Here is a 13,531-nt window from a genome sequence, read left to right as displayed (position 1 = left end):
TCACAGTTCCGGTGCCGCGATCACCGCACTGATCGCTGCGCTCAGCAGCAGAGTCGCGCCCATGATCGGTCCGGCCGATCGGCTGCTCAGTGTGGTGCTGCCGCGCAGGCGTGGTACCACCACACTGAGCGCCACCAGCTGGACGACGCCGACGACGGCCACACCGATGTCGTTCAGCAGCAGTGCCAGGGGCAGGAAATGCGCCGCCACGACGACCGCGACCCACCACGCCATCCACCGGGACGCCCCACGCCTGGCCAGTACGAGGCATCCGGCTCCTGCGGCGACGACCTCGGCCGCGACCAGGACGCCGAACCAGGCGTACTTTCCCTCCAACGCGCTCGGCTGGTCCCAGTTCGCAGCGGTCAACACGCCGAAGGCCACGGCGAGCCCGACACCCAGGACCGACCCCGCGCCCAGCCAGATCCGCCAGTTCCGGGGCGGGTCCTCCTGTGCCCAGCCGAACCACACGAAGGCCATCAGCCCGAACCAGGCCGTCGTGAAGAACTGGTCGCGTAAGAACCCTGTCAGCATCGGCACCCATTTCCCGTAGGCCGGCGGCCGGAGGGTTGAGCAGAACGTTTCCATTCCGGATGCCCCACGGCGTTGTGATGAGTTGATCATAGCTACGGCCCCGCGCCTGATCGGCCGGTGCGGGCGTCATCGTCATGCGGCTCGGCGATACTCAAGGGGAGCGGCCGCAACCCGCTACGCGCCCTTCCCGATCCCGTCGACGGATCTTCTCGATGGAGACCAGCATGACTGCTCGCGAGTACGGATATCAGATCCTGCCCGGCACCGCGGCGCAGACGCCGGGAGCGCTGGACGTCGTGCGGAAAGAGACGAGAGCGGGCCTGCTCTGGGGGTTGCCTGTGCTTGCGGCCCAGTTCTGCCTCAGCGTATGGCTGATACCGAAGGGAGGACCGGCGAGCTTTCTGGGCCTGATGCTCGCCGTTACCACTGCGGTCACGCTCGGCCTCGTCGTGATGTGGCTGCGGGCGCGGCGCAAGGAGGTGCGCATCCTCGAGACCAGTCCGTGGGAGGTCTGGCCCTGCCGCGGCGAGAAGGTTCGTGTGGTCTCCTCGGAAGGCGATCGAGCCAACGGACGCCGATGGAGTTCCGAGGGCCGTCTCGTCCTGCTCAAGCCGGACGGCCAGTCCCAATGCACCTTTCCTGTCCCAGGCCCCGGCATCAAGGACGAGGTGTGGTTCGCCGGCGACATTGACGCGCACGGGATCCTCGCCGTTCCGGGCGGACTGCCGTTCCGCCACGTCACACGCACAAGGAAAGGTCGCTAGCGCCGGCCGGAGCCGCCGGACCCGCAGGCGTCCGATCGGGCGACGCAGAACCGCCTGCACGACTTCGGATCAAGGTCCACCGGCCTGGTGGATGCATCGCCGATTGAAGGTTCACGCGAGGGAATGGGGCTTTCCCCGGAAAAGTTTACACCGAAAGTTCAACGATACCGTTTAAGCCATGGACATCAAGGACACAGCCCGTCCGATCGACGGCACGGGCGTATCGGCGTTCCTCCGGTCGCTGCCCGCCCGGCCCCTGCTGCTCGGCCTGGGCGAGGCCAGGCACTTCGTGGAGGAGCTGGGCGAGCTGCGCAACGAGATCTTCCGGCATCTGGTCGAGCACGAGGGCTACCGGTCGTTCGCCATCGAGAGCGATTGCCTCATGGGCCTCGTGGTGGACGACTACATCACGACGGGCGCGGGCACGCTCGACGACGTCATGGAACGCGGCTTCAGCCACGGCTTCGGCGCCTTCCCGGCCAACCGCGAGCTCGTACGCTGGATGCGGGCGTACAACGAGGAGCATGACGAAAAGCTCCGGTTCTTCGGCTTCGACGGCCCTCTGGAGTATTGGGCGGCGAGCCCGCGCCAGGCGCTCACCGCCCTCCACGCGCTCCTCGACGGCCCGCTCCTTGGCACTGTCGTAACGAGGGAAACCCTCGACACGCTGCTGGGCCCGGACGACCGGTGGTCGAACGAAGCCACGGCCATGGATCCGTCCCAGTCGATCGGCCAGTCCGCCGACGCCCAGCGGCTGCGACTGATCGCCGACGACCTGGTGGCGTTGCTCGACACGCAGGCGCCGCAGCTGAGCGCGGAGGACAGGGAGCGGGCGGCGCTGTACGGGCGCTCCGCCACCGGCCTGCTCCGCTACCACTACTGGATGGCCGACGCGTCCCCGGTGCGGTGGACCCGGCTGTCGGCCCTGAGGGACGCGATGATGGCCGCCAACCTGCGTGCCGTCGCCGAGCACGGCCCGGCCCTGGTCTTCGCCTCCAACCTCCACCTGCAGCGGAACAAGAGCCTCATGTCGTTCGGCGACCAGCAGCTGGAGTGGTGGAGCGCAGGAGCGATCACCGCGACGCACCTGGGCGACCGGTACGCCTTCCTGGCCTCGGCCCTCGGCACGGTCGGCGACGACATTCCGTCCCCGGACACCGTCGAGGGACTCCTGTCCACGCTCCCGTGGGACCACTCTCTCATCGACGCCCGCCGCCTGGCCGAGGCCATCACGAAGCCCGCCCCGCGCATCTCCCACGATTTCGCCTATTTCCCACTGGACCCGGGCCGGCTCGACATGATCGACGGCGTCGTCTTCCTCAAGCAGGCCGTCAGGGTGAAAAAGCTGGGTTGACAGGCGCGTGCGTGTCAGGCTGGACCGACACGCACGCGCATCAATCACACCATCCATGCTGACGATGGCCTTCGCCGTCGGCCGGCGCCGGGCGCTCAAGGTGCTCTGGGGGCGGGCTAGGACTCGTGGGGCTTGCGGGCCAGGAAGAAGGCTTGTCGGCCTGACCGGGGCTTTTCGCTCTCATCCGGCGCGCGGATCAGCTGAGCCTCCAGGACAAGCCCGGCTTTGCTCACCAGTTCGGCGATGTGCTCAGGAGGCATCCAGTAGACATCGAGCGACAGCTCGTGGCCGTAGCCCTTGTTCAGGTGGCGGCGCTCATCACCGACCTTGAACGCAATCAGCAGATGGCCGCCCGGGGCCAGCACCCGATGAATTTCGGCGAAAACCCTCGGCAACAGCTCTGGCGGTGTGTGGACGGTCGAGTACCAGGCGACGACGCCACCGACAGCCTCGTCCGCCAGATCCAAAGCGGTCATCGAGCCCTCTTCGAACCGCAGACCCGGATGGTTTCGGCGCGCGACGGCGACCATCTCCGGCGACAGGTCGATGCCGAAAGCGTTCACCCCGAGAGAGTGCAGATGGGCAGTGATGCGGCCCGGGCCGCAGCCGAGGTCGGCGACTTCCCCGGTGTCCGGTGTCTGCACGAGTTCGGCGAACGCCGCCAGCATGGCGCGATCCAGCGGCTTGGTGTCCAGTTCGTCGCGGAGGAGCTCGGCGTAGTCGGCAGCGACGGTGTCGTAGGCCACTCGGGTGGCATGCAGATAGGTCGATTCGGTCACGGCACAGGACGATAACCTCATCGGCGGCTCGATCCGCCTGAGCCTCGGAGGTTCAGACGTGCACCACCGCGGTGTGGGCGTGCCCGCGGCTGCCGCCGACCTCCACCTTGACCGCCCTCTTGGCCTTGCGCACGCTGCGGTCGCCTTCCTTGACCGATTTCACCGGCCAGGGCAGCGTGATCTTCACCTCGTCGGCGGTCCTGGACGGGTCGGAGACCGCGAGCTGTACCCCCTCGTGGTCGCGGCGGATCAGCAGCGTGCAAGGGCCGTCGGCGGCGAGCGGTCCATCCGCGGTCTCGACGGTTCCCGCGCGCCAGAAGACGGCGGCGAGCACGTTGTCGCGGGAAATGGCCTGCACCGCTCCGGAGTTGGCGAGGACTTCGATCTGCCGGCCGTAGGCGGCGGTCTGCGCGATGGAGGCCTCGGGCACTACGGCATAGGCGTAGCGTGCCTTGCGCGGATCGACGCCGTGATCGATGAGGATCGTCGTGTAGTGCCTGGTGACGGGGGTCTTGTCGCCTCCGGTGGTGGCGCCCTTGTCGATGTCCCGCCAGCGGCCGGTGCGCTTCTTGCGGATCACCTTCGCGTCGGCGCCGTCGAGCAGTGCGTAGCCGGCCACACCGGACAGGTGGATCCAGCCGTCGCCCCGGGTCAGCGGCGGATGCCCGTCGTGTGTGTTGCGGTTCTCCACGATGGTCTCGATGCGGCGGCCATCGGAGGCGGCGATGCCGGTGCCGAGGGCGATCACCGCGTCATCGAGGAGGAACCACGCCTTCTTGGCCCGCAGCGAGGAGCCGTCGGCGATCAGCTTCATGGCCGCCACGCCGTACTCGCCGTCGAGTGCCACGCCTCCCGCCCACGGGGTGGGCGGGAGGCGACGCTTGCCGTGCGGGAGATCGGCGCGTCTGCGGGTGTCGACCGTCGTGCCCGGCAGCCGGTACGGGTCGATCGTGGGCCACAGGTCATCGTTCCAGTGGGTGAGGTCGCCCGTGTAGAGGTAGGTCATGCCGTCGCCGGTGTACCAGCCGCGCAGGTTCTCCCGGTTCATGGCCTCGGCCGCGCCGATGCGCTCCGAGCTCATCGCGATCGCGTAGGCCCAGGTGGGACGGCGGTGCACGACCCGGTCCATGTCGGCGAAGACGTACGTGCCCGTCATGCGCGGGCCGACCGGCACCGAGGGGTCCTCCAGCAGGGCCTTGGCCCTCGCGATGCTCGCCAGCGGTGCGAGCGTGTCGTAGGGGATGGCCTGGTTGCGGGTGAGCCAGCCCTTCACCAGCGGTCGCCAGCGCCTGGCATGGCGCTCGGGCGCCGCCTCCAGCAAGCTGAGGATGGCCTCGACCGCCTTCTGCCCCGAGTGGTAGTCGCGGTGACCCTGCACCGAGATCTGCCGGCCGCGTACGCAGTCCATCATCAGCCCGTCGAAGATGAACGGCGCGAACGAGCGGTCCACGAGGTCGTAGACGTTCCCGATTCCGGTGATCTCCCATGGTGACCCCGCGAGCATGGCGATCAGCTTGGCCACGCTCTCCAGGTAGTCCACGCCGTAGCTGCCGGTGTAGGGGTACACGTCGTGCTGGATGAACGACCCGTCACGGTAGAAGCCGTCGCCTGGGCCCCTGGTCGGCCGCAGCAGGTCGGAGACCGCGTCCCTGGCCCGCTTGATGAGACGTGCGTCGTGGGTGAGCAATCCGCGCATCGCCACCGCCATGGCCTTGCCCGCCCGGTTGGCACCGGTCTCGACGACGCCGGGGTGGCTGACGCGGCGCTCCGGGTCGGGGCACCAGTGGCGCAACGGGCGCAGCCAGCGTTCGAGGCGGTCCTTGGGCAGGCCGTCGTACAGCAGGGCGCAGGTGTCGGTCAGCGAGCGGGGGACGCCGATCTCCCACCAGAACCAGTTGCTGCCCCGCCGGTCGAGCCCTTCGTGGTAGGCGTGCTCGTACAGGAAGTCCAGCGCCCTGACCGCGGTCTCGGCGACCTGTCTGTCCCCGTGCATGGCGGTGCCCGGCGTGGCCCAGCCCAGCGCCAGTGTGCGCATGCGGTTGTAGGCGCGGTTGAAGTTGCCCGTCCGGGGGTCATCAAGCGGCAGGTCGGGCCACAGGCTCGGGCGATCGGGGGCGGGCTTCAGCTTGCGCAGCACCGCATTGGCCGAGCCCTCGACCGCCTGCGTCCTGTCGGTGTAGGCGGGGTTGTACGACCCGCCGGCCAGCAGGCTCACCCATCGCTCACGCGCGGCGTCGAACGCGGCGGCGCCGACCGCCTCGGCCGGCCGGTCCCGCAGGGCGAGGCCCGCCACGGCCGCGGCGCCTAGCAGGGCGGATCGCCGGCTGAGGGGGTGGGTCATGGAGGCCTTTCCGACAATCGGGCGGATATCAGATGAAACGATCATATGCCGACAGGCGGGTGGATTATTTCGACTCTGCGACGGTGGGCCGGCGCACGAACGCCGCCGGGGAACGGCGCGGTCCCCGCCTCAGGGGTGATAGGCCAGACCGATCAGCCGACCGCGCCTGCCGGTGTGAGGCGCTCCATCGTAGGCGGGTGTCCGCGTGTGCTCGGTGGGGTGCGAATACGTCAAACAACGACACGGGACCACGGTTCCCCGTGGTCCCCCTATGTATTCGCGTGCGCGCGTTCCCGGCCACCGGCACGGACGCGTCATCCGCCCGGGTGTACTGCCGCGCTCGCGTCCGCTTTGATCCGCATCATGTCCTGCTCACCAGGTGACCGGGAGTTCGTAGGCGCCGTAGATGACGGCGTCCGTCTTGAACGGCAATTCCTCGACCGGTGTGGCGAGCCGCAGGGTGGGGATGCGACGGAACAGCGTGTCGAAGACGATCTGCAGTTCCATGCGGGCCAGGTTCTGGCCGAGGCACTGGTGCGGGCCGAATCCGAAGGCGAGGTGGTGGCGGGCCCCGCGGTCGACATCCAGTTCGGCAGGATTCTTGAACACCGAGGGGTCCCAGTTGGCCGACAGGCTCGAGACGATGACGCCCTCGCCGGCCTTGATGCTCACCCCGCCGATCTGCACGTCCTCGGTGGCCACCCGGGCGGCGACCATGTCCGCAATGGCGAAGTAGCGCAGCAGTTCCTCCACGGCCATGGGCGTCTTGCCCGGATCGGCCGTGATCAGGGCCAGTTGCTCCGGGTGGTTGAGCAGCCCCAGCACGCCGAGCGAGATCATGTTCGCCGTGGTCTCGTGTCCGGCGGTCAGCAGCAGGAAGGCCAGGCTCACCAGGCCCGCGTGGTCGAGGGTGCCCTCCTGGCGTTGCCGGGCGATCTGCCGGCTGAACAGGTCGTCGCCGGGTTCGGTCTCCTTGCGGGTGATCAGATCGTCCATGTAGGCGCGCAGTTCGCCGAGGGCTCGCCGGCGGTCCTCCGATGAGGAGGTCCGGCGCACCGCCACGGTGGTGCGGCTTTGGAAGTAGTCGTGGTCGGCATAGGGAACGCCGAGCAGTTCGCAGATCACCAGTGAGGGCACCGGCAGCGACAGCGCCTGCACCAGGTCGACCGGGCGCCGGCCGGTGGCCCGTCGGCGCCGCTCACCAGGCGGACCTTGCTGATCGGCGCCTGCTCGCGCAGTCGCTCGTACTCGGCGGGCGGGGCGAACGGGCAGCCCCGCTCGACCGGCAGCTCCAGGCCGGCGAGTTCGCCGGCAACGCTCTAGGTCGCCGCCGCCCTGTGCCTGGGGGCGGACGGGGTGTGGGTCGGAACCCGGATGGTCGCCTCGCGCGAGGCGCGCGTGCATCCCGAGCACCACCGGCGGCTGGTCGCCGCCACGGGAAGCGCCTCGGTGCTCACGTCGATCTTCGGACCGGAGTTCCCGCGATTCAACCCGATGCGGGTTCAGCGCAACCGCGTGGTGACGGAGTGGGACGACCGGCTGGCGGAGATTCCGGCCGATCTCGACTCCCTGGAACGGGTCGGCAGCACGGTCGTCCAGGGGGAGGAGACGGCGATGCGCAAGTTCGGCCTGCTGCTGCCGGTTCCGGAGACGGAGGCCGACTGGGAAGAGGTGCCCTGGCTGATGGGGCAGGGCGTCGGCCTGGTCCACGACGTCAAGCCCGCCGCAGAGATCGTCAAGGACATGATGGAGCAGGCCGAGCGGGTGCTGACCGGGTTCGGAGCGTCTTGATCACGTCGCCGCGGGCACAGCGTCCGGCCGGGGCGCCCGGTCGAGGACGGTCACCGACTGGGAGTTCAATGAGTACACCTGGCAGCTCTGACGTGACGAGGCCCTCCATGACCCAACCGCACACCATCCAACAGACCGAAGAAGCCATCAGTGGCCGCCTCGGCGAACTGAACCTCGACTTCGAGGCGATGTGGGCGGTGTCCAACGTCTATCGGGCCTCCGCTGCCATCCGTAACCATCTGGAACAGTCGGTCCTGCGTGACACCGGACTGACCTGGACCGGTTTCGTGGTGATGTGGGTGGTGTGGATCTGGGGGGAGAGCGAGAGCAGGCATGTGGCCGCGGAGGCCGGCATCTCCAAGGGAACGCTCACCGGCGTGGTCAAGACCCTGGAGTCCTATCGCTACCTGAAGCGGGCCGCCCATCCGTCGGACAAGCGCCGGGTCGTGCTGTCGCTGACGTCCAACGGCGAGCGCTTGATGCGCGACCTGTTCCCGGAGTTCAACAAGGAGGAGGCGTTCGTCGTCAAGGAGCTGGACAGCACGCAGCGGCAGGAGCTCGCCGGCTCTCTGCGTACCATCGTCCAGCACCTGGAGAACAACGGCTCCCGCTGATCAGCTCCGCTTCGCGGCGGCCACGAGGGCATCGAAGATCGCTTGGTGCGCCGGATCCGTGGCGGCCAGGTCCTCGGGATGCCACTGCACGGCCACCAGCCGGCCCCGGGCCGCTTCCATCGCCTCGATGGTGCCGTCCGCCGCCCGGGCCGAAACGGCGAGGCCGGCTCCCGGCCGCTCCACGCACTGGTGGTGGTAGCAGGAGATCGGGAGCTTGTCGGAGCGGGTGATGCCGGACAGCAGCGTGCCCGGTTCCACCGTGGCTGGGTGGATCACGTGCCGGTGTCCGCCCATGTCCTGGTGAAGGGTGCCGCCGAACACCGTGTTGACCACGTGGAGGCCCCTGCAGATCGCCAGGACCGGCAGCCCGGAGCCGATCGCGTGGCGGGCCAGGGCGAGGTCGAAGAGGTCCTGCTCCTCGTCGACGTCGTAGCTGCTCTCATGGATGTCGGCGACGCCGTAGTGGTGGGGGGCGAGGTCGCCGCCGCCGGGCAGCAGCAGCCCGTCGCAGCGGGCCAGCCGGGCGGCCGCCTCCCCGTCGTCGGCCGGATGCATGCTGAAAGGCTCCCCTCCCGCCCGGTAGACCGCCTCGATCAGGGCTCGGGCATTGACTTCCGCGCCGAAGCGCAGCGCCGCCGCGGTTGCCGAGAACCGGGCGGGAATCGCGATCAGGGGTCTCACAGCTGGATCCAGGTGGTCTTGAGCTCGGTGAACTTCTCCAGCGCGTGCAGGGACTTGTCCCGCCCGTTGCCGGACTGCTTGAAGCCGCCGAACGGCACGTTCAGCCCGCCCTCCTCGTAACAGTTGACCCAGACGGTTCCGGCCTTGAGCCGGCGGGAGACCCGGTGGGCGGTGGCCAGGTCGGCGGTCCACAAACCGGCCGCCAGCCCGTACACGCTGTCGTTGGCCAGGGCGATGGCCTCTTCGACGGTGTCGAAGGTCAGGACGGACAGCACCGGGCCGAAGATCTCCTCCTGGCAGATCCGCATGCCGGGGCTCACCTGGTCGAAGACCGTCGGCTCCAGATAGAGCCCGTCGATGCCGCGGCCGCCGGTTCGCAGCCGCGCTCCTTCCTGAAGGCCCGAGGCGATGTGGTCCTTGACCGAGGCCAGCTGGCGAGCGGTGGCGATCGGCCCCATTTCGGTCGCCGGGTCCAGCGGGTCGCCCACCCGCAGGGCGCGGGCGCGCCGTACCACCGCGTCCACGACCCGTTCGGCCACCGATGCGTGCACGAGCAGCCGGGAGGGCGCGGTGCACATCTCGCCGGAGTTGAAGAAGATGCCCCAGGCCGCCGTGGCGGCGGCCTGATCGAGGTCGGGCGCGTCGGGCAGCACGATGTTGGGCGACTTGCCGCCCAGTTCCAGCCAGACCCGCTTGAGGTTGGAGTCGGCCGCGTAGTGCAGGTAGTTCCTGCCGACCTCGGTGGAGCCGGTGAAGGCGAGTACGTCCACGTCGGGATGCCCGCCCAGGGCTGTGCCCGCCGTCCTGCCCCTGGCGGCGACGACGTTGAACACGCCGGGCGGCAGGCCCGCCTCGGAGGCGAGCTGCCCCAGCCGCAGCGCCGACAACGGAGTCTGGTCGGAGGGCTTGAGCACGACCGTGCAGCCGGTGGCCAGCGCCGCCGCGACTTTCCAGGTGCCCAGGGTGAGCGGGAAGTTCCACGGGACGATCGCGGCGACCACGCCCACCGGCTCCCTGGTCACCAGCGCCAGCGCGTCCGGCGGGGTCTGCGGGGCCTCGTCCATCAGCTTGTCGGCGAGGTGTCCGTAGTAGCGGAGCGTGTTGATCACCGCACGGAGCTCGATGCCGTAGGAGTCGCTGATCGGCTTGCCCATCTCCAGGCTGATCAGAAGGGCCAGCTCGGCGCGATGCCGCTGAACGAGGTCCGCCAGCCGCAGCAGGATCTCACCCCGCTCGGAGGCGGGCAGCCGGGGCCACGGCCCGTGGTCGAACGCCCGCCTGGCGGCCTGCACCGCCAGCTCCACCTCGGTGGCGCCGGCGTCGGCCACCTCCGCCAGCACCGTGCCGTCGCGGGGCGAGATCACGGGGAACAGCCCGCCGCCCGAGTGGAGGTCACCGTCGATGTGGTGACCGGTCGGCGGGGCGATCGTGGCGGCCAAGGCTTTCCAAGCCGGATAGTCGATCACTAGAAGACTCCTTGTTAGGATCCAAACAATCCAAGCCAACCCTTGACTGGCATGCTGCGCATCCTTAGTTTGTTTGGTATCAAACGATCTGAGGTTATGTCTATGCCCGCACATACCGCCGTCGTCACCGGGATCCCGGTCGGCCCCCGCCGATGACCGCGCCCCGCATGCAGCTGGTCCTCAGCGAGAACTGGACCATGACCTGCGGCCGGGACCTGCCCACGCTGGTGCGCTGGGCCCAGGAGGCCGAGGACGCCGGTTTCGACTCGGCCATGATCAGCGAACACGTCGTCCTGGGACCGGACGCGGGAGCCGCCGGCCGGATGCCGAATCCCCGCGAGTACGCGCTCCCGGGCAATCAGGACCCGCTCACCCCCTGGCCCAGTTCCCTGATGCTGCTCAGCGCCGTCGCCTCCGTCACCTCCCGCCTCCGGCTGGCGGCCGCGGCCGTCCTCGCCCCGCTCCGCCATCCGCTCCTGCTGGCCCGCGAGCTGGGAACCCTCGACCTGCTCTCCGAAGGCCGCCTGATCGTGCTGCCCACCGTGAGCTGGAGCCGTGACGAGTACGCCGCGCTCGGCGTCCCCTTCGAACGGCGCGGCCGGCTGCTCGACGAGCACCTGGAGATCTGGGACCTGCTCTGGCGCTCCTCCCCCGTCAGCTACTCCGGAGAGCACTACCGGTTCAAGGACGTCTACTTCGAGCCGAAGGCATACCGGCCGGAGGGGCCGGTGCTCTGGTTCGGCGGAGCCGGGATGCACGACGCCCTGCTCAACCGGCTCGCCCGCTACGGCCGTGGATTCAACCCGCTGGGCTTCCCCACCGAACAGGACATGCGCAAACTGGCGGACGGAATGGCACGGGCAGGCCGGGACCCCTCCACCCTTGAACTGATCGGCGGCACCCGGGCGACCTTCCGCGACGAAGACTCCTGCGCCGACCTGGCGCCCGCGCTGGAACACATCCCAGAGCGGATGGCCGCCGGATACACCACCTTCTGCATCAAGCCGTCCCAGTTCATCGACGATCCGGCCGAGGTCGGGAACTTCTGCCGCGAAGTCATCCGCAGAGTGACGGCCCTGACCGCATGAAGCGACGTCTGCTGACGGCTGAGTGACCTCGGTGCGGCCGGCTCCCGGATGTGCCCGCTCATGATGTGCTTGCTTCGCTCCTGGTGAGCCGATGGCCGTCGACCGGTGTTTCCTCGCGGAAGCCGATCTCCCGGTGGGTCCCGTCGCACAGCGGTTTGTTGCCGGAATGGCCGCAGCGGCACAGCGTCATCCTGTTGCGCGTCTCCCATGGGCGCCCGTCCGCCCTCAGGACCGGCACCCGGCCGGTGACCCACAGCGCGCTGGCCAGCCCGTCCTCTTCCTCCAGGACCGAGATGGCCTGCGGAAGATCGGGCTCGATCGTGTCACCGCCGCGCTGGAGGGCGTAGCTGTACGACCCTGACGGGCAGTGGTCGATACGGCCCATGACGTTGGAGCGCACGTCGCTGTCGCCGGTGTCGGCGAGCATCGCGGCGATCGGCCTGGTGCGTCCGAGGCAGAACGCGGCGTGGATGCACAGCTCCCCCACCCGCTGGGCCGAGATGCCCACGCCGTCGTGCACGTGCTGCAGTTCCGCGTACGGCCGGACGCCCGCGGTCTCCGTGCCGTCGAACCCGATCACGGCATGGGTCCCGTCGCAGAACGGTTTGGAGCCCGACTGGCCGCAGCGGCACAGCGCGTAGGTCTCCTCGGTCTCCAGGGGGTCGCCGGTCTGCCAGGTCAGCGCGTTGTTCTCGGCAGAGACGATCTTGCGCTTGCGCCGGAGTGGAACGCCGCCGTACACGACGTACGGGCCGTCGCGCAGCACGACGATCCGCCGCCGGTCGCCGACGCTCCATCGGCGCTGCTCGGGGGCCACGTACTCGAAGGTCGGCCCGGCCGTGGTGCCGTCTTCGCCGGGCATCAGCATCAGGGCCTGGGCTTGGGCCTTGAGCGCGTACATGGTGCCGGTGGCGACCGAGAGCAGTTTCGGGCTGCCGTTGAAGGCCTTCTCGAGCAGGTGCAGGACGGCGCAGTAGGTGTGGTTGAACTCCTCCTGCGCGGTGCGGATGGCGCTGCCCGGGGCATGGTCGGACAGCCGCGGGTTACGCCGCATCGGACGTACGCCGACCAGGTCGACCCGGAGCGGTTCGCCGGTAGGCCCGGACTGCGGGGTGTCGCCCCGCTGGTACCGCCGTCCGATCTTGAGCTCCTGGAAGCGGTAGTAGTGCGCGGCCTCCTCCCGATCGGGGTGGAAGACGTTCTGGTCGCCGTCCCAGACCTCGGCGCGGGAGGTGCCTTCGCCCTGCTCGACGATCTCCTCCAGTGCCGCCAGCGCGGAGGCCAGGCCATCGACCGCGATCAGCCGTCCTGCCGTGTGCCGGAAATGGGCGCCGCTCACCTGGCGAGCGGGATCGCCGCGGAAGAGCGCCCGCTCGCCGAGCCGGTCGCACAGATGGCGCAGTCCCTGCTCGATCGCGTCGTAGAACTGCCCGATCGTCTCGTAACCGTCGCTCTGCGCCGGGGCGCCGGGCGGCGCCGGCCGTTCCAGACGCAGGAACATCTCCAGTGCTTCGGCCCCGAACGGCAGCAGCGACAGCTCCAGATCTCCGTGGGGCAGCCGCCGGGGGTGCGGCGGCAACATCTGCGGCGTGTCCAGGCGCGGCCGCCCGCCGACGGCGTTGAGCAGGTTGGCGGCCAGCGCCAGGTGCAGCATCTCCTCGGCGAAGACGCTGCCCACTACCTCGACGGCCTCCGGGTTGCGCTCCGGGTCGAGCGAGTACAGCGCGCACAGGTACGGCGGCAAGGTCGCGTGTTCCAGCTCGATCGCCCACTGGAGGTGCTCACGAAGGCTGTCGAGCGTCGCGATCGGCGCCGGCGCGACGGCGGTCTCGTGCGGCTCCAGGTGGTTCATGCTTTCTCGTTTCGGTCGTCCTCCAGCACCTCGACCGCGTCGAGCAGACCCCGCAGGCCGATTTCCTCGCGCTCGACATCCGTCGGATCGAACAGCCAGTCGGTGACCGGCAGATCGGTCATCTCTTCCGGACGGCTGGCCTCGGCCACGGTCAGTTCGACCTCGACCTCGACCTTGAGCCCGTCCAGAAAATCGTTCTCACCGCTCATGTTTCCTCCGCACGTGGCTTGAGTGGATCTCCGGCAGATGGGCTGACCGCGTGTGTCG

Annotated in this window: 13 protein-coding genes; 5 read left to right on the top strand and 8 right to left on the bottom strand. The window is 69.2% G+C overall.

All coding sequences use genetic code 11. The features are described 5' to 3' along the window. Complete coding sequence (locus tag ACIBX3_RS33485; RefSeq protein ID WP_397124046.1) at positions 1-534, bottom strand: hypothetical protein; 534 nt, start codon at positions 532-534, stop codon at positions 1-3. 224 nt (positions 535-758) lie between these two features. On the opposite strand from ACIBX3_RS33485, the gene ACIBX3_RS33480 reads away from it, so the two are divergent. Both ACIBX3_RS33480 and ACIBX3_RS33475 read left to right on the top strand, forming a co-directional pair. Next, positions 759-1,298: a hypothetical protein gene (locus tag ACIBX3_RS33480; protein WP_397124044.1), complete on the top strand. Its 540-nt coding sequence runs from the start codon at positions 759-761 to the stop codon at positions 1,296-1,298. 178 nt (positions 1,299-1,476) lie between these two features. Beyond that, positions 1,477-2,652 carry an erythromycin esterase family protein gene (locus ACIBX3_RS33475; RefSeq protein WP_397124042.1) on the top strand — a complete coding sequence of 392 codons (1,176 nt, stop codon included), beginning with the start codon at positions 1,477-1,479 and terminating at the stop codon, positions 2,650-2,652. 116 nt (positions 2,653-2,768) lie between these two features. On the opposite strand, the gene ACIBX3_RS33470 is transcribed toward ACIBX3_RS33475, so the two are convergent. The 3 genes from ACIBX3_RS33470 to ACIBX3_RS33460 all read right to left on the bottom strand — a co-directional run bounded on the left by ACIBX3_RS33470 (position 2,769) and on the right by ACIBX3_RS33460 (position 6,930). Beyond that, complete coding sequence (locus ACIBX3_RS33470; protein ID WP_397124040.1) at positions 2,769-3,431, bottom strand: class I SAM-dependent methyltransferase; 663 nt, start codon at positions 3,429-3,431, stop codon at positions 2,769-2,771. Between the two features lie 52 nt (positions 3,432-3,483). After that, complete coding sequence (locus ACIBX3_RS33465) at positions 3,484-5,772, bottom strand: polysaccharide lyase 8 family protein (protein ID WP_397124038.1); 2,289 nt, start codon at positions 5,770-5,772, stop codon at positions 3,484-3,486. A gap of 372 nt (positions 5,773-6,144) precedes the next feature. Further along, positions 6,145-6,930, bottom strand: a complete 786-nt coding sequence (locus tag ACIBX3_RS33460; RefSeq protein ID WP_397124036.1) for a cytochrome P450 — start codon at positions 6,928-6,930, stop codon at positions 6,145-6,147. A gap of 177 nt (positions 6,931-7,107) precedes the next feature. Between ACIBX3_RS33460 and ACIBX3_RS33455 the strand changes: the two genes are divergently transcribed. Both ACIBX3_RS33455 and ACIBX3_RS33450 read left to right on the top strand, forming a co-directional pair. Continuing rightward, positions 7,108-7,563 (top strand): NAD(P)H-dependent flavin oxidoreductase, encoded by a 456-nt coding sequence (locus tag ACIBX3_RS33455; RefSeq protein WP_397124272.1) that lies wholly within the window; start codon positions 7,108-7,110, stop codon positions 7,561-7,563. A 107-nt stretch (positions 7,564-7,670) separates the two neighbouring features. Next, the gene (locus tag ACIBX3_RS33450; RefSeq protein WP_397124034.1) at positions 7,671-8,177 is read left to right on the top strand and encodes a MarR family winged helix-turn-helix transcriptional regulator; all 507 of its coding nucleotides are present in this window, start codon (positions 7,671-7,673) and stop codon (positions 8,175-8,177) included. Here ACIBX3_RS33450 and ACIBX3_RS33445 read toward each other — a convergent pair whose 3' ends face one another. Both ACIBX3_RS33445 and ACIBX3_RS33440 read right to left on the bottom strand, forming a co-directional pair. Continuing rightward, entirely contained in the window at positions 8,178-8,858 is a 681-nt protein-coding gene (locus ACIBX3_RS33445; protein WP_397124032.1) for a gamma-glutamyl-gamma-aminobutyrate hydrolase family protein, read from the bottom strand. Further along, positions 8,855-10,324 (bottom strand): aldehyde dehydrogenase, encoded by a 1,470-nt coding sequence (locus tag ACIBX3_RS33440; RefSeq protein ID WP_397124030.1) that lies wholly within the window; start codon positions 10,322-10,324, stop codon positions 8,855-8,857. The genes ACIBX3_RS33445 and ACIBX3_RS33440 overlap by 4 nt, the downstream gene beginning before the upstream one ends. Positions 10,325-10,491: 167 nt before the next feature. Between ACIBX3_RS33440 and ACIBX3_RS33435 the strand changes: the two genes are divergently transcribed. Beyond that, positions 10,492-11,412, top strand: a complete 921-nt coding sequence (locus tag ACIBX3_RS33435; RefSeq protein ID WP_397124028.1) for a TIGR03619 family F420-dependent LLM class oxidoreductase — start codon at positions 10,492-10,494, stop codon at positions 11,410-11,412. 58 nt (positions 11,413-11,470) lie between these two features. Here ACIBX3_RS33435 and ACIBX3_RS33430 read toward each other — a convergent pair whose 3' ends face one another. Beyond that, on the bottom strand, positions 11,471-13,264 hold the full coding sequence (locus tag ACIBX3_RS33430; protein ID WP_397124026.1) for a ferritin-like domain-containing protein: 1,794 nt from the start codon (positions 13,262-13,264) through the stop codon (positions 11,471-11,473). Next, positions 13,261-13,473 (bottom strand): hypothetical protein, encoded by a 213-nt coding sequence (locus ACIBX3_RS33425; RefSeq protein WP_397124024.1) that lies wholly within the window; start codon positions 13,471-13,473, stop codon positions 13,261-13,263. The genes ACIBX3_RS33430 and ACIBX3_RS33425 overlap by 4 nt, the downstream gene beginning before the upstream one ends. Positions 13,474-13,531 lie beyond the last annotated feature (58 nt).

Origin of the sequence: Nonomuraea sp. NPDC049480 (assembly GCF_044465905.1) — a bacterium.
Taxonomy (GTDB): domain Bacteria; phylum Actinomycetota; class Actinomycetes; order Streptosporangiales; family Streptosporangiaceae; genus Nonomuraea.
The sequence above is the reverse complement of the archived record's forward strand: the minus strand, read 5'-3'. Positions and strand labels throughout refer to the sequence as shown.

Coding starts and splice junctions, on each gene's coding strand:
- ACIBX3_RS33485 (WP_397124046.1), bottom strand. CDS start 534: ATGCTGACAGGGTTCTTACGCGACCAGTTCTTCACGACGGCCTGGTTC.
- ACIBX3_RS33480 (WP_397124044.1), top strand. CDS start 759: ATGACTGCTCGCGAGTACGGATATCAGATCCTGCCCGGCACCGCGGCG.
- ACIBX3_RS33475 (WP_397124042.1), top strand. CDS start 1,477: ATGGACATCAAGGACACAGCCCGTCCGATCGACGGCACGGGCGTATCG.
- ACIBX3_RS33465 (WP_397124038.1), bottom strand. CDS start 5,772: ATGACCCACCCCCTCAGCCGGCGATCCGCCCTGCTAGGCGCCGCGGCC.
- ACIBX3_RS33450 (WP_397124034.1), top strand. CDS start 7,671: ATGACCCAACCGCACACCATCCAACAGACCGAAGAAGCCATCAGTGGC.
- ACIBX3_RS33435 (WP_397124028.1), top strand. CDS start 10,492: ATGCAGCTGGTCCTCAGCGAGAACTGGACCATGACCTGCGGCCGGGAC.
- ACIBX3_RS33430 (WP_397124026.1), bottom strand. CDS start 13,264: ATGAACCACCTGGAGCCGCACGAGACCGCCGTCGCGCCGGCGCCGATC.
- ACIBX3_RS33425 (WP_397124024.1), bottom strand. CDS start 13,473: ATGAGCGGTGAGAACGATTTTCTGGACGGGCTCAAGGTCGAGGTCGAG.